This is a genomic window from Massilia cellulosiltytica (assembly GCF_047325105.1).
Classification (GTDB): domain Bacteria; phylum Pseudomonadota; class Gammaproteobacteria; order Burkholderiales; family Burkholderiaceae_D; genus Telluria; species Telluria orientalis.
On the sequence record NZ_CP168562.1, the window covers coordinates 3,951,170 to 3,970,502 of the forward strand.

19 protein-coding genes and 1 pseudogene are annotated in these 19,333 nt (G+C 60.6%); 5 read left to right on the plus strand and 15 right to left on the minus strand.

What is annotated here, in order from left to right; translation table 11 throughout:
• Positions 1-31: 31 nt before the first annotated feature.
• Positions 32-919, plus strand: coding sequence for a LysR substrate-binding domain-containing protein (locus ACEN9H_RS17245; protein ID WP_413675591.1), 888 nt, complete (start codon positions 32-34; stop codon positions 917-919).
• Here ACEN9H_RS17245 and ACEN9H_RS17250 read toward each other — a convergent pair.
• Complete coding sequence (locus tag ACEN9H_RS17250) at positions 910-1,584, minus strand: M24 family metallopeptidase (protein ID WP_413671387.1); 675 nt, start codon at positions 1,582-1,584, stop codon at positions 910-912. The genes ACEN9H_RS17245 and ACEN9H_RS17250 overlap by 10 nt on opposite strands.
• Before the next feature lie 173 nt (positions 1,585-1,757).
• On the opposite strand from ACEN9H_RS17250, the gene ACEN9H_RS17255 reads away from it, so the two are divergent.
• The 3 genes from ACEN9H_RS17255 to ACEN9H_RS17265 all read left to right on the plus strand — a co-directional run bounded on the left by ACEN9H_RS17255 (position 1,758) and on the right by ACEN9H_RS17265 (position 5,514).
• Complete coding sequence (locus ACEN9H_RS17255) at positions 1,758-2,729, plus strand: GlxA family transcriptional regulator (RefSeq protein WP_413671388.1); 972 nt, start codon at positions 1,758-1,760, stop codon at positions 2,727-2,729.
• An 88-nt stretch (positions 2,730-2,817) separates the two neighbouring features.
• Positions 2,818-4,725, plus strand: a complete 1,908-nt coding sequence (locus ACEN9H_RS17260; RefSeq protein WP_413671389.1) for a putative bifunctional diguanylate cyclase/phosphodiesterase — start codon at positions 2,818-2,820, stop codon at positions 4,723-4,725.
• 231 nt (positions 4,726-4,956) lie between these two features.
• On the plus strand, positions 4,957-5,514 hold the full coding sequence (locus ACEN9H_RS17265) for a TetR/AcrR family transcriptional regulator (protein WP_413671390.1): 558 nt from the start codon (positions 4,957-4,959) through the stop codon (positions 5,512-5,514).
• A 6-nt stretch (positions 5,515-5,520) separates the two neighbouring features.
• Here ACEN9H_RS17265 and ACEN9H_RS17270 read toward each other — a convergent pair whose 3' ends face one another.
• Complete coding sequence (locus tag ACEN9H_RS17270) at positions 5,521-6,585, minus strand: aldo/keto reductase (protein ID WP_413671391.1); 1,065 nt, start codon at positions 6,583-6,585, stop codon at positions 5,521-5,523.
• Between the two features lie 80 nt (positions 6,586-6,665).
• Here ACEN9H_RS17270 and ACEN9H_RS17275 point away from each other — a divergent pair, with 80 nt between their 5' ends.
• Positions 6,666-7,616 (plus strand): AraC family transcriptional regulator N-terminal domain-containing protein, encoded by a 951-nt coding sequence (locus ACEN9H_RS17275; RefSeq protein ID WP_413671392.1) that lies wholly within the window; start codon positions 6,666-6,668, stop codon positions 7,614-7,616.
• Positions 7,617-7,683: 67 nt separating this feature from the next.
• Here the strand turns inward: ACEN9H_RS17275 and ACEN9H_RS17280 are convergent, their stop codons facing one another.
• The 13 genes and pseudogenes from ACEN9H_RS17280 to ACEN9H_RS17340 all read right to left on the minus strand — a co-directional run bounded on the left by ACEN9H_RS17280 (position 7,684) and on the right by ACEN9H_RS17340 (position 19,302).
• Positions 7,684-8,145: a VOC family protein gene (locus ACEN9H_RS17280; protein ID WP_413671393.1), complete on the minus strand. Its 462-nt coding sequence runs from the start codon at positions 8,143-8,145 to the stop codon at positions 7,684-7,686.
• A gap of 1,265 nt (positions 8,146-9,410) precedes the next feature.
• Entirely contained in the window at positions 9,411-9,635 is a 225-nt protein-coding gene (locus ACEN9H_RS17285) for an HNH/ENDO VII family nuclease (protein ID WP_413671394.1), read from the minus strand.
• A gap of 24 nt (positions 9,636-9,659) precedes the next feature.
• Positions 9,660-10,190: an SMI1/KNR4 family protein gene (locus ACEN9H_RS17290; RefSeq protein WP_413671395.1), complete on the minus strand. Its 531-nt coding sequence runs from the start codon at positions 10,188-10,190 to the stop codon at positions 9,660-9,662.
• On the minus strand, positions 10,120-10,515 hold the full coding sequence (locus ACEN9H_RS17295; RefSeq protein ID WP_413675592.1) for a DNA/RNA non-specific endonuclease: 396 nt from the start codon (positions 10,513-10,515) through the stop codon (positions 10,120-10,122). Before ACEN9H_RS17295 ends, ACEN9H_RS17290 begins: the two co-directional genes overlap by 71 nt.
• Positions 10,516-10,829: 314 nt before the next feature.
• Positions 10,830-11,387, minus strand: a complete 558-nt coding sequence (locus ACEN9H_RS17300) for an SMI1/KNR4 family protein (RefSeq protein WP_413671396.1) — start codon at positions 11,385-11,387, stop codon at positions 10,830-10,832.
• A gap of 11 nt (positions 11,388-11,398) precedes the next feature.
• Positions 11,399-11,533 carry a hypothetical protein gene (locus ACEN9H_RS17305; RefSeq protein WP_413675593.1) on the minus strand — a complete coding sequence of 45 codons (135 nt, stop codon included), beginning with the start codon at positions 11,531-11,533 and terminating at the stop codon, positions 11,399-11,401.
• 336 nt (positions 11,534-11,869) lie between these two features.
• Positions 11,870-12,106, minus strand: coding sequence for a transposase (locus ACEN9H_RS17310; protein WP_413671397.1), 237 nt, complete (start codon positions 12,104-12,106; stop codon positions 11,870-11,872).
• A gap of 232 nt (positions 12,107-12,338) precedes the next feature.
• Positions 12,339-12,710, minus strand: a pseudogene (locus ACEN9H_RS17315) (transposase); the annotation flags it as partial.
• A 156-nt stretch (positions 12,711-12,866) separates the two neighbouring features.
• Positions 12,867-13,181: a hypothetical protein gene (locus ACEN9H_RS17320; RefSeq protein WP_413671398.1), complete on the minus strand. Its 315-nt coding sequence runs from the start codon at positions 13,179-13,181 to the stop codon at positions 12,867-12,869.
• A 152-nt stretch (positions 13,182-13,333) separates the two neighbouring features.
• A complete protein-coding gene (locus ACEN9H_RS17325) occupies positions 13,334-13,489 on the minus strand; it encodes a hypothetical protein (RefSeq protein WP_413671399.1) in 156 nt (51 codons plus the stop codon).
• Positions 13,486-13,890, minus strand: a complete 405-nt coding sequence (locus ACEN9H_RS17330; protein ID WP_413671400.1) for a hypothetical protein — start codon at positions 13,888-13,890, stop codon at positions 13,486-13,488. The genes ACEN9H_RS17325 and ACEN9H_RS17330 overlap by 4 nt, the downstream gene beginning before the upstream one ends.
• Before the next feature lie 607 nt (positions 13,891-14,497).
• On the minus strand, positions 14,498-14,821 hold the full coding sequence (locus ACEN9H_RS17335; protein ID WP_413671401.1) for a hypothetical protein: 324 nt from the start codon (positions 14,819-14,821) through the stop codon (positions 14,498-14,500).
• Positions 14,818-19,302: a DUF6861 domain-containing protein gene (locus ACEN9H_RS17340; protein WP_413671402.1), complete on the minus strand. Its 4,485-nt coding sequence runs from the start codon at positions 19,300-19,302 to the stop codon at positions 14,818-14,820. The genes ACEN9H_RS17335 and ACEN9H_RS17340 overlap by 4 nt, the downstream gene beginning before the upstream one ends.
• Positions 19,303-19,333: the final 31 nt, after the last annotated feature.

Genomic DNA, 19,333 nt, shown 5'->3' on the forward strand with positions numbered 1-19,333 from the left:
TCGCGGAGGGAGGTGGCGCATGTCGACGCAGATGGACCGGTTTCAGGAAATGCAGATTTTCGTGCGCATCGTGGAGCGCCGCAGCTTCACGCAGGCCGCCGAGGATCTCCTGATCCCGCGCGCCACCGCCACCAACGCGATCAAGCGGCTGGAAAACCGCCTCGGCACGCGCCTGCTGGAACGGACGACGCGCGCCGTCGCGCCCACACAGGATGGCGCCGCCTACTACGAACGGTGCGTGCGCCTGCTGGCCGACCTCGACGAAGCGGAAGACGCTTTCCGCGGCAGCGAGCCCGCGGGCCTGCTGCGCGTGAACCTGCAGCCGACGCTGGCCCGCTACTTCGTCTTTCCCGCGCTGTCCGGCTTCCTCGCGCGCTACCCGCGCATCCAGCTTCACGTGGGCGAGGACGACCGCCTCGTGGACCTCGTGCGCGAAGGCGTCGACTGCGTGCTGCGCGCGGGCCAGCTGCACGATTCGTCGATGGTGGCGCGGCGCGCGACCGACATCGAGCAGGTGACGGTCGCGAGCCCCGCCTACCTCGACCGCTTCGGCACGCCGGCCGCGTTGACGGACCTCGTGCATCACCAGGCCGTGCACTACGTGTCGACGGCGACGGGCCGGCCGTATCCGCTGGAATTCATGACGGACGCTGGCCTGAAGCTGGCGACGCCGCCCGGCGTCGTCTCCGTCACCGGCACGGAAGCCTATACGGCGGCCGCCCTCGCCGGCCTCGGCCTCGTGCAGGTGCCGCGCTACCGCATCGCCGGGCAGCTCGCGGACGGCCACCTGGTCGAGGTGCTGGCGGACATGCCGCCGCCCACCATCCCCGTCTCCGTGATGTATCCGCACGCGCGCCAGCTGTCGGCCCGCGTGCGCGTGTTCGCGGACTTTCTCGTGCAGTGCTTCCGTCAAACGTAGTCGGCGTCGTCGAGCAGCATGTCCTCGAAAAACGCGCCGAAGCGGCGCTGCGGATCGAGCAGATGGATCTCGAGGATCCAGCGCATGCTCGATGGCGCGTGGTCGTAATCGGCCAGCGCGCCCGTGTGCAGCGCCGCGTGCGGGAAGTCGGAGACGCGGTGGCCGGGCAGGTCCGGATCGAGGTCCCAGCCCATGTCGCGCGCACGCTGCTGCGCGAACTCGTACAGCTTCCTGCCGCTCCAGTCCTGCGTCTTCCACGCCTGGCGCACGGCATGGAACAGGCGCTCGGCGTCGGCGGCGCAGCGCGCGTACGCGGGCGCGTCGCCCACCGTGAACGTGGCGCCGCCGTCGCCTTCCCAGTGCTCCACGCGCGGCGCGATGTCGATGAAGAAGATATCGTGCTCGCCCAGCACGATGCCGGGTGTCGACGCGCGCTTCATCGGCAGGATCGTGTTGGCGCCGAAGCGCACGCGCACCGGGTGCCAGCTGAGGGTGTGGCCCTGCGTGGCGATGACGTCGCGCGCCATGGCGACGGCGTCTTCTTCCACCATGCCGGGCCGGATGCGCTGCGCGATCGCGCCGATTGCCTTGCGGGTCTCCAGGCGTGCGCGCAGCATGCCGTCGACGGAGAATGCGGGGCCCACGCGTTCCGCGGTGTTGTCCATGGTCGTCCTTTCGTGTGTTGGGGATGACGACATTCTGGCGCCGGGCCGCGCGCCGGCGCCCGCCGCGTGCACCGGTTTCCCGCCACGGTGCGCGCATTTCCCGCCACGCCCCGCCGCGGCCGCGCACGCGCGGCTATAGTGAAGGCGTACTCGTCGATCCCAGGAGCCCCCACTTGCCCACCATCGCCATCCTCGCCTTTCCCGGCGTGCAGTCGCTCGACGTCACGGGTCCGCTCGACGTGTTCGCGGAAGCCAACCGCTTCCTCGCGCCGCGCGACCACTACCGCATGCGCGTGCTCGGCACGGTGGACGGCCCCGTCGCGTGCTCGAACGCGATGCTGCTGCAGCCGCATGCGCGCTACGACGAAGAAGTCGATGCGCCCGACCTGCTGCTGGTCCCCGGCGGCCCGGACCTGCCGCGCCAGCCGGCCGACACCGCGCTGGCCGCGTGGCTGCGCACGATGGCCGCGCGCTGCCCGCGCATCGCGTCCGTCTGCAACGGCGCGTTCCTGCTCGCGCACGCGGGCCTGCTGGACGGCCGCCGCGCGACGACGCACTGGAACGACGTCGCGCTGCTGGCCGCGCGCTTTCCGCGGGTGGCCGTCCAGCCGGACCGCATCTTCGTGCGCGACGGTCCCGTCTATACGTCGGCCGGCGTCACGGCGGGCATCGACCTCGCGCTGCACCTGGTCTACGAAGACCACGGCGCCGACGTGTCGCTGAACGTGGCCAAGCGCCTCGTCGTGTTCACCCAGCGCAGCGGCGGGCAGTCGCAGTTCAGCCCTTACCTGACGCCGTACGTGGGCGACGATTCGGTGCTGCGCACCGTCCAGGACCACGTGCTCGCCCACCTCGACGCACCGTTGACCGTGGCCGACCTCGCGCGGGTGGCGGCGCTGAGCGAGCGCCACTTCGCGCGCCAGTTCGCGCGCGCGGCCGGGGTCACGCCGGCGGAATTCGTCGAGCGGGCGCGCGTGGACGCGGCCAGGGCCCTGCTCGAACGTGCCGACCAGCCCCTCAAGACGGTCGCGCACCGCTGCGGGTTCGGCACGGCGGCGCGGATGCGCGCGGCATTCCTGCGCCACCTGGGCGTCAGCGCGCTCGATTATCGCCAGCATTTCGGCGCATTCCGCCAGCGTGATTAATTCCTGGCTGCAACGCCATGCCAAGCTCGTGCCTCTGCTTTGCCGCTCGTGGCAAAATGTGTCTCAACGAAGCTCCTCATGACACGACATGCAGACCCCATCGATACCGCTCGACGAAGCGCGCCGGTTGACGGCGCTGCACGCCACCCGCCTCCTCCACAGCGCCCCGGAAGACGCGTTCGACCGCATCACGCGCATGGCGAGCCGGCTGCTGAAGATGCCGATCGCACTGGTCTCGCTCGTCGCCGAGGAAGACCAGTGGTTCAAGTCGCGCTGCGGCATCGACATGACGGGCACGCGCCGCGAGATCTCGTTCTGCGGCCACGCGATCCTCGACCACGAGCCATTGATCGTCCCGGACGCGACGCAGGATGCGCGCTTCGCCGACAACCCGATGGTGGTCAATCCGCCGCACGTGCGCTTTTATGCGGGCGTGCAGCTGTACTCGATCGACCGCATGCCGCTGGGGACCCTGTGCGTACTGGACCGCGTTCCGCGCACACTGAACGAAGAAGAACTGGACATCCTGCGCGACCTCGCGCGCATGACGGAACAGCTGATCCACTTCCGCCAGCTGGCGACCGCGGCGCAATCGCTGCACTCGCACGTCTATGTCGACAATGCGAATCCCGACCTCGCGGCGGCCGCGGGCCAGGTCGAATTCCTGCTCACGCACGACATGCTGACGGGCCTCGCGAACCGCCAGGTGCTCGTGCGGACGATCGGCCAGAACCTCGACAAATGGAAGAGCGACGGCCTGCACACGCTGGTCGCGACGATCAACATCGACAAGTTCAAGCGTCTCAACGAGCTGCTGGGCCACCACGAAGGCGACAAGGCGCTCGTCGCCATCACGTGGAGTTTGCAGAACCTGCTGCGGCCGGGCGACATGCTGGCGCGCGCCGGGAGCGACGAATTCGTCGTGCTGCTGCCGGGCCTCGGCGACGACAGCGTCGCGCGCGACCGCCTGCGCCAGCTGCTGCAGGCCGCCACGCGCGAGTTCAAGACGCCGGGCGGCGCGATCCCGCTCACGTGCAGCATCGGCTATGCGATCTTCCCGGAGGACGGCACCGACGGCGACCTCCTGCTGAACAACGCGACGATGGCCGTGCGCCGCGCCAAGGCGCTGGGCGGCGGCCAGATCCAGCGTTATTCGGAAGAACTGAACCAGGCGTTGCAGCGCAAGCTCACGCTGGAAAACCAGTTGCGCCATGCGATCGAGCGCGGCGAACTGTATCTGAACTATCAACCCAAGACGGACCTGCGCAGCGGCGGCGTCGCCGGCCTGGAAGTGCTCGTGCGCTGGAAGCATCCCGAGCACGGCAGCATCTCGCCCGCCGAATTCATCCCGATCGCCGAGGAGTCCGGCCTCGTCGTGCCGATCGGCGAATGGATCCTGCGCACCGCCGTGGCCCAGCGCCGCGCGTGGAGCGACGCGGGCGTGCCCGACGTGCCCGTGGCCGTCAACCTGTCCGGCAAGCAGTTCCTGGGCACGGACGTCGTGGCGCTCGTCGGCGCCGTCCTCCGTGAATCCGGCCTGCCCCCGCGCCTGCTGGAGCTGGAACTCACGGAAAGCATCTCGATGGACGACCCGGTCCGCACCGCAGACCTGATGCGCCAGCTGCGCGAACTGGGCACCACGCTCAGCATCGACGATTTCGGCACCGGCTATTCGAGCCTCAGCTACCTCAAGCGCCTGCCCGTCGACAAGCTGAAGGTCGACCGCTCGTTCGTCCTCGACGTGCACCAGAGCGCGGAATCGCTGGCGATGGTGAAGGCGATCATCGCCATGGCACACACGCTGCGGCTGGAAGTCATCGCCGAAGGCGTAGAGAACGACGGGCAGTTGGCCGCCCTGCGCAGCGCGGGCTGCGACCAGATCCAGGGCGATTACTTCAGCAAGCCGCTCGACGCCGACGCCTGCGCCGAGTACCTGCGCAAGCACGGGGCCGCGCCCCACGTTCCGGCAGCGACTGACACCGCGCTTGCAAAATAACCAATACGTTATTATTCTTGTATCGGTAAATCCGCGGACACCGATCGTATGTACGTCGGTGCGCAACATTGACGCACAATTCCATGGCCGGAATTGCGGGATCCAACGCGAACGCTTACAATGGTGACACGGAGCGTTGCCTAAATTCATGAGACGCATCCGTCGCTCAACGGGTCCGTCGCTCTCGGCCGCACGGACCGCATCCGATCATTGCAGACCAATCCCACAAGCATGCGTTACTCGAGTAACCATAAGGCCGAAACGCGCCAGCGCATCATCGGCGAAGCGTCGCGCCGCTTCCGCAAGGACGGCATCGAAGGCACGGGCCTCGTGCCGCTGATGAAGGCGCTCGGCCTGACCCACGGCGGTTTCTACGCCCATTTCGAATCGAAGGACGCCCTCGTGCAGGCGTCGCTGGAAGCCGCCGTCCAGCAGACGCTGGAGCGCTGGCTGCCGTCGGCGGACGCCGCGCCGCGCGCCGTCATCGACCATTACCTGTCGGCGGACCACCGCGACGAGCCGGGCGAAGGCTGCCCGCTGCCCACGCTGGCCGCGGAACTGGGCCTGCGCGGCCAGCCCAGCGCGACGGCCGACGCCATGGTGGCGCGCATGACGGCGCTGCTGGCCGACTGCCGCCTGGCGCCCGCCGCCGGCGACGAGGGCATCGTCGCCCTCGCCGCGATGGTCGGCGCACTGACGCTCGCGCGCGCCGTTTCAGACCGCAGCGCGTCGGACGCCATCCTCACGGCCGTGCGCGGCGCCATGCAACCGGCCGCACCGGAGGCCTGACGCCCGTCACCGGCCGCGCCGTTCCACCGCCGCGCCGCCGAACACGAGCTGCTGCACGAGCGGCCGTTCGGTAAAGCGTTGCGGGAAGATGGGCGCCGGCCGGCTGGCCGCATCCAGGCGCGCCACGTGGTCCGGATCCAGTTTCACGTCCAGCGCGCCCAGGTTGTCCTGGGCCTGTGCGAGCGTGCGTGCGCCGATGACCGGCGCCGTGACGGCCGGATGCAGCAAGGTCCACGCGAGCGCCACCTGCGCCGCGCTGGCGCCGGTCTCGCGCGCCACGGCCTTCACTTCCTCCGCGATGCGCAGCGACGCCGCGTTCAGCAACCCGGTCGACGCGATCACGCCCTTGCGCGTGTCCGCCACGCCGGGCGCGTCGTTGGTGGCGAGGTCGGACGTCCCGTACTTGCCGCTCAGGAGACCGCCGCCCAGCGGCGACCACGGCATCACGCCGAGTCCCAGCGCGCGCGCCATCGGCATCAATTCGTGTTCGACGCTGCGCTCGACGAGGCTGTATTCGATCTGCAGCGCGACGAACGGCGACCAGCCGCGCAGGTCGGCGATCGTCTGCAGCTGCGCCACGCGCCAGGCGGGCGTGTTGCAGATGCCCAGGTACAGCACCTTCCCGGCCCGCACCAGGTCGTCGAGGGCACGCAGGACTTCATCCGGCGGCGTCGTGTCGTCCCAGGCGTGCAGGTGCAGCAGTTCGATGCGGTCGGTGCCGAGCTGGCGCAGGCTCTGCTCGACGGAGCGCACGAGATTCATGCGGTGGTTACCGCCCGAATTCGGATCGCCCGGATCGCGCGCCATCGTGAACTTGGTCGACAGGACGATGCGGTCGCGCCGCCCTTCCATCAGCTTGCCGAGGATGCGCTCGGACGCGCCGTTCGTGTAGTTGACGGCCGTGTCGACGAAATTGCCGCCGCGGTCGACGTAGGCATCGAAGATGTGCCGGGCCTCGGATTCGTCGGCGCCCCAGCCCCAGTCCTGGCCGAAGGTCATCGTGCCGAGCGCCAGCGGCGAGACGCGCAGGCCGGAGCGGCCCAGCAGGCGGTATTGATCGAGTGCGGTCATGGTGATCTCCTGTGCAGTTGAAAGTGGGCACAGTGTCGGGCCGCACAGCCGATCGACGGTAGCGCAAACGTCGCACATGCTTGCACGATCGTCCGGGGGCGCGCACGCACGTCATCGTCCCTGCTATCCTTGCCGGCATGGATACGCTCGCACTCTTTGCCGCCGCCATCGCCCGCCACACCCCCGTGGACGGCATTCACGACACGCTTCTCCCGGGCGTGCGCCTTATCCGATCGTCCAGCCCGACGATGCCCATGCCCGTGCTGTACGAACGGACGCTGTGCCTCGTCGCGCAAGGCCGCAAGCGCGCGGTGCTCGGCACGACGGCGTTCGTGTACGACCCCGCGTACTACCTCGTCGCCTCCGTCGAACTGCCCGTGACGGGCGCCGTGATCGAGGCGTCGCCAGAGCGGCCGTATTTGTGCCTAAGTCTCGACCTGGACATGGTGGCGCTGGGTGACCTGGCGTTGCGGCATCCGCCCGCCGATGAGGATGGTGGAGAAGACATGGGCATGGCGCTGAACCGGACGACGCCCGAGCTGCTCGACGCGGCGCTGCGCCTGACGCGCTTGCTCGACACGCCGGCCGACATCGACGCGCTGGCGCCGCTCGTCACGCGCGAGATCCTGTACCGGCTATTGACGGGCGCCGGCAACCGCATCGTGCGCCGCATGGCGCGGGGCGACAGCCGCCAGAACCAGATTGCGCGCGCCATCGTCTGGCTGCGCGCGCACTACGCGCGCGACTGCCGCATCGACGAGATGGCCGACGTGGCGCGCATGAGCCGGTCGACCTTTCACGCGCATTTCAAGGCGGTGACGGCGATGAGTCCTCTCGAATTCCGCACGCAGCTGCGCATGCAGGAGGCGAGGCGGCTGATGGTGGCCGAAGGGATGGATGCGGCCAGTGCGGGATACCGCGTCGGGTATGAGAGTCCGTCGCAGTTCAGCCGGGATTATGCGCGGTTGTTTGGGGTGCCGCCGGGCAGGGATGCGGGCAGGTTGCGAGAGGCTGCGGGGGCGGCGCACTGAGGCTGGATCGGCGTTCCCACTGCAAAGACGCAGACCTGATTGCAGGGTACGAAATCGACATGCGGACCTAATAGCGTTTGTAAAAAGGCCAACTGAAAGGATCCACTCCCTTATTTACCTCATCAAAATTTTCGCATTCGACTTCAAACTGATTTCCTTCAGGATCCGATAGCAGTGCGTAGTAGCCGCCAGGGTGCGATATCACGGACTCAAAGACAGCGCCCCGCGACATCAGCTTGTCGCAGTACGACATAAAATTACTGTGGAGCAAAAAGCTAAAAATGGGGAAATGACGGCGTGGTGGGCTCGTTTCCCGTGACGCCGCATCGACTATTAGGAGCTTCAGCGCAACATCGCGCGCGCCATTAGGCAAAAAGAACAAGTCTTCCTGCAGTTCAAACTGAAGCACATCCTTGTAGTATCGCTCGACCTTCTCGTAATCGGACACAGGAATGGTGATTTTTACCGGAGCCATCATGAGGAACGCGCTTTCGATTCTGTCGTAAAACTCTCCGGATGCCGTTCGCATCGACGAGATGGCGGATCGGCCATCGTTGACTTGAAGAATCCAGCCTCAAGGCCTTCATAATACGACGTAAGGCCATCGTCACGCTCGATCTGAGCTTTTACCTACTCGGCGTGCGTCGCTAATGAGCACACCAGTGCATATATGACTACTTAGAGTCTTTCTGTCACGGCCTCAGCAACAATGCGCAATATCTTTGAGTCGGCCCAGGCATCGACGAAATTAAAGGCAAAAAAATGCTCAAAAGAATTCTCGTCCGCCACATTGCAACAATCGCGAATGTAATCCGTTCCAGTCTCCAACTCACCGTGGCTCAATGCTCTTCCGTAAGGACTGAACATACAACAGCTTATTACGTTAACGAAGATCAAAGTATGCTTCCGTTCTTGCCAATCGAGATAGTCGATCTCTACTGACGACTCTGATACGCGTATGGCACTTATAGCTGCGTCGCTGAAATTTATTTTAGTGAAATCTAGCATAAGACTCCCATGGATACCCGGGAAATTCCTCACCGACAAGGAAGCCTTTACCCGAACCAGGTGTATATCCGGGTGGCCCGGGCTTGGTGGTAAGCCCATTTTTACTAGCATTATTCCACGAAACCCAGTGCTTTTTTACCGGTCAATCATTTCCGCGGATCATAGAAGTCATCATTCTCACGATAAAAATTTATGGCGAAGATGATTTCCGAAACAGACGCTCCAGGATTTCTCTTCCGTTCGAAATTAACTACATCTCGAAAAGTTTCCATATCAAATAGTTGCCGCACATTCCTAACTTCCGCAATCTTTGGCAAATGCGTCCATGGAACGACGTCTTCGAGCTCTCCATCCCCTTCCAAAACGAGGATCTCTGTGTGCTGAGGATCGCACCGCCACGCACTTCCATTAATAAAAAGTGCCGAATCCCAGTTAAGTCCGTGTAACTCACCAAGCAAATTCTGAATCGAATGATATATTTTCACAAACAATCCCAAAATCATCCGCAGCGCACCACGGCTGACGCTACCGCGTCGACGAGCGCGTCAACTAATTTATTTATTTGAGAAGAATTCTCGCGAAAAATTGACGGCTAAATATCTTGCGAAATCCAAACCGCTGAATTGAGGCATCATGAGCCATCAGCATCAAATCGTTTCCCAAGAAACTCATAAAAATTCTCAGCGTACAACACATGCTCGTCCGATGGGAGCCTGAGATATCGGACATTTGCCGTTTTTGAAGACTGATCAATCCGCGAAGGGATAACGTTGGGATTAATGTGAATTATTTTACTATTTTCTGTTGGAAGGTCTGCGTCAACTCAGCTATCGCGCTGTCATTTGATTGGAGCATGTGGTGAAGGTGTATGGGCTTCCCATCCGTGCCAATCGACGCGCGACCTGTCGCCATTCTCTCAATATTCGTTCCGAAAATAACTTTCCCGCTTGTGCGCCACGACGTGACTAAATCTGGATCAAAAGTACCAATTCGTTCGTCGCCTTTGGACACCGTTGAGACGAACCTCGAAGCCTTTTAATGTCCACGAATGAAATTCGGTGTGGCGCTAGGAAAGGCGCTTGGGAACGCGTTAGGGCGTATTTGACGACCTAAAACTTTGAATAAAAATTCTGTCATTATCATCCCAAACGCTTCCCAATCGGGCGACCAAGCTTCATTGACTAGCACCGTCCACGCATCGGGCTGCCCGACTGTATGCCAGTATAATACATCGCCATTCTCGGTGATTCCGAATGGAAAAACTCCATTAGACTCAGGAAATAACTTATAAGGCAACACCTCTCCGTACGCCTGAAGTTCGAACAATGCAGTCAACTGAACATGAACTTTCGTTGCCAAATTTACATTTTCGTTTTGTGAAAACGGATTGAATATCCATATGAAATTATCTATCTTCCCAGTGCCAAATAAGTTTATAAACTCTTTATAATCTTCGGGAAGAGAAGTTGCAAGCGCGGCTTCAATATTCGACCAATCACGCTGTTGGGGAGCTTCGTTTGGATTGTTTGGCGGAGTAATCAATCTTGCGACGTCGCTGACGCTCATTTTTAGAATCCAATAGGGTTGAGAATTGTGACACCAGACTAAAACTATTTTGCCCTTCACCAATGAGAGTTACTCCTCGATGTATCAGATTTAATCCATTACAATTAGGCGTCGCGGAATACTGCACGGTTTGCCCACCCTCCACGGCCGCTCGCACCTGCCCCTCATATCCGCGCATCACTGGGCTATTCGTCCAATTTTTCTGCAATGTGACTAAATTTTCCGCAATATCACCGGAGCCCCCGAGTTGGTTTCCGAGGAGATGTCCACGGGCTTGGTTAAACTTTTTTCCATTACCGGTCCACCCTGGAGGGAATATAGTCAGTGATGACCTTGCCGTCCAGGTTGACCTGGTGCAGGTGACCCGAGCCGTAGTACAGGTTGTTCAGGATGCGGCCATCCGGCAGTGTCGTCTGAGGCCGGTTGCCGAGTTCATCGTCGCCAACGATCAGGCCACAGGTTCGGTAAAGTTAGCGCTTTACGCCCGGATATTATTAATTGCTTGCTTCCACCAGCTAAGACCCTTTAGCAGAACCGTGCGAAGGCTAACAGCGCACACGGATGCGTGAACCCTGAGCTCATCATCTTGCAAGGATCGGCATTAATATTTTACCAAGGTTACAACCTGCTCGCTTAGCTCTAGTTTGCAAGACGAAGCCAAAATTCGAAATCTTCGGCACCAATCTCTTCCAAGATCTCCTCTGCCAGTTTACGGCGGTCCAAAGTTTGATTACGTGTCAAGACGACGGTACTCAAAGCGAAAAAAAACCCAAAGAAATCGTCGGATATCTTCTTTGATTTTTTCCAGCCGGTTTCAGAATCGAATGCGTAAACCGAACCGGAATTTGTATTCAAGAGGATAGCAAAAGGGTCTGAGTTAGCGATCATTATTATATTCTCTGGCCGCTGATCTCCTCCCCACCACATCACATTCGAGTTCAGATCAACTAATTCCGCAAGGTAATCCCCAGAAGAACAAAATACTACTGGACCAATTGTAAGGTTACCAAAATCAAATTTGGCGATGAGTTCTCGAAAGCCATTGGGGAAATTGGTCGAGATTAATTTTTCTGCGGACTTGATAGGGCTGTCAGGAGTATTTTTTTCGATGAGCCTGAATCCTGATAATGTCGGCTCGAGCGGAGTAAATTCCCTATCCAGCTCCGCTTCAATCTCTTCAACGGACAGAAGTTTCATTAGAATCCTTTCTATAAGTGCCATATACCACCAGAGCCATCGTGTGTCTTGCCAGGGACCGGAATCGTATATTGGCCCTGATTCACATGGTGATGAATCAAGATATCGCTCATATAACTACTATGCTCAGGAAATACATTTATCAGGTTTGATCAATCCTTGACGACACCTTTAATCGAGCATAGTTTTCGATCAAATAGCGATTATTCGCACTGAGTGACTCTGGATATTTAGTGCTCCATTGTTTTCAAAACTCACCTTCTCCCTCGGTAATCCCTGGGCATTATGGCGGCCTCGAATAACCCGGTTTTCAGCATGAGCAAGGCGATGTAATGCTTGCTTCAGCGTTGCCACGTCGCTTCATCAACGTGATTTGATTGCGGCAGTCGCCCGGAGACAGCGCACCAGTTTTTCGCCCATCAGCGCCAGAAGCCGACTACATGCTAGACACGGGCGCGCGGCGTGGCGATCGCGCGGTTGCGTCACTGCTGTGTCTCGGAAATGCCCTTGGTCGCATGACCGCGCCGCTGAATGTGTGTACGCCAACCGGCCTGCTTCAACCGGGTCACCCATTCAATGCTGGGGTAGCCACGGTCGGCGTAAATGTTCTGGCTGGTGTTGCCCGGATCGAGCAGTTCCTCGAAGACAACGGTATCGGCTACGGCAGCACGCGTGATGGGGATCTTGCGGATCAGCTTGCAGCGCTTGTCGACGTTCACGTGCAGCTTGTAGCCGAAGTGGGTCTTGCCGTGCTTTTTGGTCCACTTTGCATCGACGTCCTTTTGCGCGCTTGTGCGGTTTCCAATTCAAAGGCATCGTGCCTTCCTTGACCGTTTCAGCTTCCTCGCGCTTGTTGCGCTGGACCGGGGCCTGCACCAGCGAGGCGTCGACGATCTGGCCGCAGCGTGTCAGATAGCCCTGCGCCAGCGGTTGTTGCTGGACCTGCTCGAATACCTGGTTGCCTACGCCGGCCCGCGCCAGGCGATCACGGAACAGCCAGATCGTCTTGGCGTGCGGGATGCTGCTGCTTTCAGTCAGGTCCAGGAAACGCAGGACGCTGCGGCGGCCCAGCAGCTGATACTCCGGCGTGTCATCGGCCGGGTTGTCCAACTGCTGCAGTATCAGGATCTCGATTATCAGGACCGTCGGGTACGGCGGACGGCCGCCCTTGGCACGCGAAGGACGCGGCGCAGCCACATCGATTCTTGCTGCCAGCGCCTCGAAATCTACATGCTCGACCAGGCCAACCAATGGACCACCGAATAACGCGCGCCGGTCTTCACGCTCCTGCTCGGTAAACAGACTGATCCGGGGTTTCATCATGACAACACACGCTGGCTGGGTTCAATGTCAGCGCACACCGCACTTCCACGCTCGGAATTGCTTCATATTGCGCTTGCTGATGGAGCAGCCCTACTCTTTGGCATTGTTGGCAACTCATGAACCCCAGCCAAAAGACGCACCTAGCACTCCGTTTAATCAGGCGCAAACCTCAGGAAAATTCTGGTCCACAAATGCCATTGCGAACTCATTTGGATCGATTTCCCCTCCGTTAGCGCGAACGCGCACCAGGTTATCTTCCCATATTTCACGGATTTTTTGCGGCAGAGAGTCAGGGAAGCCCATTTTATCGTGAATTATCTCACGCCATGTTCCACTTCGATTGTATGTGAGAGCTAGCTTTGACTCAATACGGCGCAAAGCTTCACATTGCTCTTCATCCAATTTATCAATAGCAGACAGAACATAACATTCCAATAATCGACAAAGAGGCTTACCCTCATATCTTTGCATATAAGACTTTCAAATAAAATCTGGATTATCGGTGAGCGCCGATAGGAATTCGGTGAAGCTCTTCGCCAACCCTATTCTTTCATTGTTATTATGGAGATATATCCACACTGTTGGCTTTCGCTGCCTGCATATTGCTTGAGAAACCACTTATATTATTCTGGCAAGTTTCGATTTAGCGCGTTTTCTGCATTTACCAGCCATTCATCGCTGACCGCATCAGAGGGCAATCCAAAATCAATTGCCGATTGATGGGCAGCAACTAATTTCTCCACCTCTGCCGCTGCCAAAGAGACCATCATCGTTGTCATGCAACTTCGTTGAGTTCGCAAGCTTCGACTTGGCGCCCAATGACGTAGCACTGTCCGTCCTCGCGCACTTCATCCAGGGAACTCGGGTCGCCAGCCAGACTGTAATCGCCGTCAATATCAATACACCACAAATCTCCAAAGTTAAGCAGTTTCACTCCGGAGGATATGGAATTAAATTGATTTCCCTTAACTTTTGCAACGAGCTCCTCGACGTCTCTAACCACCACTTTAACCTTGCGCCAAACGTTGCCGTCCAGCTTATGATTTCGAGCGTAAAGAACTATTTCTGCAACGAGCGGCTCATTAGATGCGTAAAAGTACCCGAACGATAAAATTAGCCCGTCGCCAAAACGATGATAATCTTCAAAAATTTGCTTGGTGTTTTCTATTAATGCAATCATCTATTGAGCTAATGGTGTGGATGGAACGGTTCCCGGCGGAATTACACTCCACTCTGAGGGCACGGCATTAGGCGGAAGGTGAAACGCACAGGGATCCTGGCCCGCCGATAGACTTCCCGGCGGACTTATTCATGCCCATGACCGTGGTCAATAGCAGACAAAAAATAACATTCCAATAATCGAAGAAGCTACCTGCCCTCATATCTTTGCATATACGATCATCAAATAAAGTCTGGATTGCCCGAAAGTGCAGAGAGAAATTCGACAAAGCTCCTTGCCGATTCCAATCTTTCCTTGCTAGCGACAAATTATCTTCGCGGAGTATTTCGCCATAACCGATGAATTCTCAATGGTCGTGAATGACGAGTTAGTTCGCCGCAGAGGTGTGCGCCACGCCAGAGCGAGTTGCATTTGGCACACAGGCGAGTACTGGGCTGCCCTATACTGTTTTCGGTTGAGCTAATGCCTGACGAGCCTAGCAAGGACCGGTTGTAATGAAATCCGATTACGGTGTCGACATACTGCTCTTAGAAAACGCACAGACTGCGTCATCCCGAACTCATCGACCTGCTAGCCCAACGAACACTCGACTAATGTTTCGTCCTGCTCACACGTCAGGAGGTTGAAGGCATTCCAATACAAGGGCATCCAAATCTATCCATGCGTCCTCAAGTCTATCAAACCGTTGGGGCCTCGTTTCAATCGACCCTTCGTATGAAAGAAACATATTCCGGACAGTTTGAGGCAAAGCATATAGGCTCAACGCGAGGTCTTTGTCTATGACATGATCATTTCTCACCGCGCCGGCGAGATCAGAAAGCAAAGCTTTTACTCGCTCGAATTGATCATCACTATAATCACGATTCATTCGTACAGCATGTGCGAATTCGTCCATACTCTCCATGACTTCCAGCTTAAGCTCCTTCTTCATTCGACTACTCCTTTTTCGATCCTAATGATCGCTTCCTGCGGAATGCCTCCATAAATCAGCACCTCCTCATCAGCCACCGCCGCAGCGCGCGTAAAAGGCGTTTTTAACATAGCAGCGAGCTCTTTCGTCGAAAAATCGAAAATATTTTCCACAGATATCTTCGATTTATCGATCTCAATATATGGGCCCTGTAGACCTCTCCCCTGATCTGAACCGTACTTTATTTTAGCAACGTTCTCATTCTTGGTCGTTGAGATAAACGGATCACGACTATGTTTTGTACCTGCGATATGCTGTGTTGGCGTTGTTTTATGCGAAGGCGTTGGCCTTACGATACCATTTCCGGCCTCGATCGACTCTAATTCGTCCGGCCTAATCGCCCGGAATAAGCGATTTTCGTCTGAGCTACCGGGCTTACAAGGACTTAGACCGAACGGGTCAATCGAAGCAGTTGGATTGGCCGAGTATAAAAAAGTATTAACACCGCCGCCTAGCCCAATCGGATCAATCGAAACAAACCGGCCAATATCCGGATCATAGTAACGGAACCGGTTGTAATGCAACCCCGTTTCGCTGTCGTAGTACTGCCCTTGGAACCGAATAGGCTGCGCCTCCGCGATCTCATCGGAAGGTAGAACAGCGGACACCACTTCCTGTACAACCTCAAGCACATTCCCCCACGCCCGATACCGCGCAGCCCACACGACCCGCCCACCCGCATCGGTCATCTCCCGCGGTGTCCCGAGATGATCCGTATGCAGATGCCGCACCTCAGCCCGCGCCGCGCCACCCGCATCAGCGACGGTATCCACCCGCGCCAGCGGCACGAACGCATCCTCGCCATACACGTACGTCCTCGAATGACTCCCCCGCTGCTCGCACAGCAACCGGTTCCCATCCCACACGAACTGCGTGACGCCAAACGCATCCCGCTTCGCAATCCGGCGCCCGAACGGATCATAGGCATAACTGACGGTCTGCGCAGTATCGGACGACCCACGTGCGACTACACTGCGAACAAGCTGATGACCCGGATTCCACTCGAACCGCATCCGCGTATGCTTGCCGACCAGCTTCTCGACGACATTGCCATGCGCATCGTAGTCGTAACGCTTGTCCTCATACACGCGAATACGGTTACCTTCGACGCGGCCAACCGGCGCCACGGTGGCATCGAGCAGGTTATGCGCGGGGTCAAACGCAAACCGCTCACTCAACTGCGGCTGCACGGCCGACAAAATGCGTCCGATCGGATCGTAGCTGTAACGCGTCACGCCATTGCGCTGATCGTCGATCGACACGAGATTGCCCACCTCGTCGTACTCGTACTGCCGCGCGATGACGGTCGACGCGCCCTCGCCCGCCGTCTGCGACAACAGCCGCCCCACCGCGTCGTACCGGAACTGGCTGACGAGCGCCCCCTGCGTGCGGGCGATCATACGATGCGCCCGGTCCCGTTCGATATCGGTGATGACCTCGCCGTCCAGGTTCACCTGGTGCAGGTGACCCGAGCCGTAGTACAGGTTGTTCAGGATGCGGCCATCCGGCAGCGTCGTCTGCACTCGATTGCCCAGCTCGTCATAGGCGTGACGCAGCACGAAGGACGTACCCGATGCGTCGGTCTGCTCCGAGATCAGTTGGCCGACTGCGTCATACGCCATGCTGACAACGCCATCCGCATTGATCGCCTGCGTCATGCGCCCCAGCGCGTCGTAGGCGAAGCGCAACCGCATTTGCTGCGCCTGTGCCGCACCCGTCACGCGCGAGATCACCTTTTCCGTCAGCTGGCCCAGCGCATCGCGCACATACGTCGTCGCGATCGGCGTGGTCTCCGTGCGCGGCGCGCAGCCCAGTTCGTCCTTGCCGACGATGAACCCGCTGTCGTCGTAGCGGTAGCGCGTCACGCGCGCATCGAAACTGGTCTCTTCCGCCAGCCGGTCCAGCGTGTCGTAAACAAACCGGTGCACGTCGCCGTTTTCGTTGATCAGTTCCGCGATGCGGCGGGCCGTGTCGTAGCGGTATTCCAGCACGCCGCCGCGCGCGTCGATGCGTTTCAGCGGCTTGCCGTCGCGATCGAGTTCGTAGGCGGTGCGGTGGCCCGCGGCGTCGACGTGGGCGACGAGGCGGCCCAGCCGGTCGTATTCGTAGCGCTCCGTGGTCCCGTCGGCATGCGTCACGGCGTGCAGGCGGCCGAGCGCGTCGTAGGCGTAGGTGCTCGCGTTGCCGTTCGGGTCGAGCGCGCGCACGAGGCGCCCCTGGTCGTCGTAATCGAAACTGCTCGTGCTGCCCGAGCAGTCCGTGTAGCGGATCAGCTGCCCGGCGCGGTTGTAGGCAAGTGCCTTGACGCCGCCGCGCGCGTCGGTGACTTTCACCGGCAGGCCGCGGTCGTCGTACTGGTACGCGGTCCGCTGGCCCAGCGCGTTCGTCACGCTGGTCAGGTTGCCCTGCGCATCGTAGCGCAGTACCGTCGTGGCGCCGAGGGCGTCGGTGATGAGGGCCGGCTTGTCGAAGCGCGCGTCGTAGACGATACCCGTGCCCCGCCCGCCCCGCTCGACACGGACGATGCGGCTGCGCTCGTCGTAGCGGTAGCGCACCGTGCGGCCGGCCGGGTCGGTCAGTTCGAGCAGGTTGTCGTTGTCGTCCAGACGATGCGTCGTGACGCCGCCCGCCGCATCCACCTGCGCGACCAGGCGCCCGTGCGCGTCGAACCGGTAGTGCTGCGCGCGGCCCAGTTGGTCGGTGACGATCGTTTCCTTGTCGAGATAGCGGAACGCCCACCACTGGCCCGTGTTGGTCCAGTTGCGCAGCACCTTCCCATCCGGCCCCTCGACGTCGTATTCATAGCGCGACACGAGGCCGTCCGGCTGGCCGTGCTCCACCATGACGTGGTTACGGTAGCCGAACTCGCGCACGACGTCGCCCGCGCGGTTGCGCACGCGCCGCAGGTCGCCCGCGCCGTCGTACTCGTAGGACACCAGCGTATGCGCGCTGTCTTCCGGTTCCGCGGGCATCAAGGTCACGCCCAGCAGGCGCATGCCGCCCGCGACCCGGCCGAACTCGAGGGCCAGGCTGTGCCCCGCGCTGTCGTCCACGCGCGCGGGCAGCCGGCGGGCGTCGTACGTGACGCGGATGTGGTTGTCGTTGGCGTCCTGCCAGCCCGTCAGGCGGGCGATGCCGTCGCCGTACAGGACGGCGAATTGCGTGCGCAGGCCATTGTTGTCGACCAGCTCGAACGTCGTATCTCCCGTGCGCGCCAGCGTGATCTGTTCGGACGGCGAATAGATCGCGTCACCGACCCGCGGCAGCGAGAACGTGATGCCGCGGTCGAACGCGTCCAGCACGACGACCTCGTCGGCGCTGAGTTGCAGGCTGTCGCTGATGGGCAGCGCCCAGCCCTGGCCCAGCCAGCCGACGCGGTGCAGCGCCGAGCTGTACGTGCGCTGCCAGACCAGCGGCAGCGGCGCGGGTAACGCGAAGTCGAGGTCCAGGTCGCCGAGGAGGATCTTGTCGCCCGTGATCGGGTTGACGGGCTGGCCGACGAGGTTGCACGGCGGCTTGCTGGTGGCGACGCCGCGCTTGACCTCCGACGGCTTCTCTGCCGGTTTCTGCACCTCCACCGGTTCCCTCGCGACGCCCTTGCCCGCGCCGGCTTCGGCCTGGCCTTGCGCCGAGGCGAGCCTGGGCTGCAGGTTCGGATGCGTCATCAGCTTGTCACGGTTCTGGCCGACCCATTCCGCGAACTTCGGACCCAACCTGCTGTTCGACAGGTTGCGCACGAGGAGCGAACTTTGCACCTGGCCGCGCGACAGGTACAGCACCAGCGCCGTCAGGATTGCCTTCACGAGCAGCATCTGCCCTTGCGCGAACGATTCCGTCGCCTCACGCAGCATCGTCGTGCGCCGGGCGGTCGCGTCCGTCGGCAGGTCGCCGGCGTGCCAGGCGGTCGCGAAACCGTGGGCGGCGTGCCGGCACAGGTCCGGCACCGTGCTGCTCATGTCCATGACCAGCATCCCGAGACCCATCCAGACGAGGATCTCGCCGCCGATCGCGACGCCCGCCTGCGCGCCCACCGCCGCGCCCGGGATCGCGCCCACGCCAAAAGCCAGCGATCCCAGCGCCCCGCCCGCCGCCGCACCGAGCACGGCGCCGCCGCCCAGGTAGAGCGCCATCTGCTTCATGACCTCGTACAACACGTCGACGATCACCGCGAAGTTCAGGCCGGCGAACTGCTGCCTGAGCAGTTCCGCGAAGCGCGTCCGGGATGCGTCGAGCGCCTGCTTGACGGCCAGGGCGTTGCGCACGCCGCCCATGTCGGCGCCCGCGTCGGCGATGCGGCCGAGCGTCGCGCTCGCCTCGTTCGACCAGCGCTGCACGCGCCGCGCGATGTCGAGCCGGGCCTGCGCGCCGGCCTGGGCATAGTGGCGCTGCATGGTGTCGAGGGTGCGCGTCAGATCGGTCCAGTTGCTCGAAGAGTCAGACATGGTGCTCGCAGGAAAACAATTGTGAACGGCG

What these genes read in the sequence shown, in the direction of transcription:
- ACEN9H_RS17280 (WP_413671393.1), bottom strand. Translation starts at nt 8,145, where the DNA reads ATGCGAACGGCATCCGGAGAGTTTTACGACAGAATCGAAAGCGCGTTC.
- ACEN9H_RS17340 (WP_413671402.1), bottom strand. Translation starts at nt 19,302, where the DNA reads ATGTCTGACTCTTCGAGCAACTGGACCGATCTGACGCGCACCCTCGAC.
- ACEN9H_RS17245 (WP_413675591.1), top strand. Translation starts at nt 32, where the DNA reads ATGGACCGGTTTCAGGAAATGCAGATTTTCGTGCGCATCGTGGAGCGC.
- ACEN9H_RS17320 (WP_413671398.1), bottom strand. Translation starts at nt 13,181, where the DNA reads ATGCAAAGATATGAGGGTAAGCCTCTTTGTCGATTATTGGAATGTTAT.
- ACEN9H_RS17325 (WP_413671399.1), bottom strand. Translation starts at nt 13,489, where the DNA reads ATGACAACGATGATGGTCTCTTTGGCAGCGGCAGAGGTGGAGAAATTA.
- ACEN9H_RS17290 (WP_413671395.1), bottom strand. Translation starts at nt 10,190, where the DNA reads ATGAGCGTCAGCGACGTCGCAAGATTGATTACTCCGCCAAACAATCCA.
- ACEN9H_RS17265 (WP_413671390.1), top strand. Translation starts at nt 4,957, where the DNA reads ATGCGTTACTCGAGTAACCATAAGGCCGAAACGCGCCAGCGCATCATC.
- ACEN9H_RS17335 (WP_413671401.1), bottom strand. Translation starts at nt 14,821, where the DNA reads ATGAAGAAGGAGCTTAAGCTGGAAGTCATGGAGAGTATGGACGAATTC.
- ACEN9H_RS17270 (WP_413671391.1), bottom strand. Translation starts at nt 6,585, where the DNA reads ATGACCGCACTCGATCAATACCGCCTGCTGGGCCGCTCCGGCCTGCGC.
- ACEN9H_RS17330 (WP_413671400.1), bottom strand. Translation starts at nt 13,890, where the DNA reads ATGATTGCATTAATAGAAAACACCAAGCAAATTTTTGAAGATTATCAT.
- ACEN9H_RS17250 (WP_413671387.1), bottom strand. Translation starts at nt 1,584, where the DNA reads ATGGACAACACCGCGGAACGCGTGGGCCCCGCATTCTCCGTCGACGGC.
- ACEN9H_RS17300 (WP_413671396.1), bottom strand. Translation starts at nt 11,387, where the DNA reads ATGAAACTTCTGTCCGTTGAAGAGATTGAAGCGGAGCTGGATAGGGAA.
- ACEN9H_RS17260 (WP_413671389.1), top strand. Translation starts at nt 2,818, where the DNA reads ATGCAGACCCCATCGATACCGCTCGACGAAGCGCGCCGGTTGACGGCG.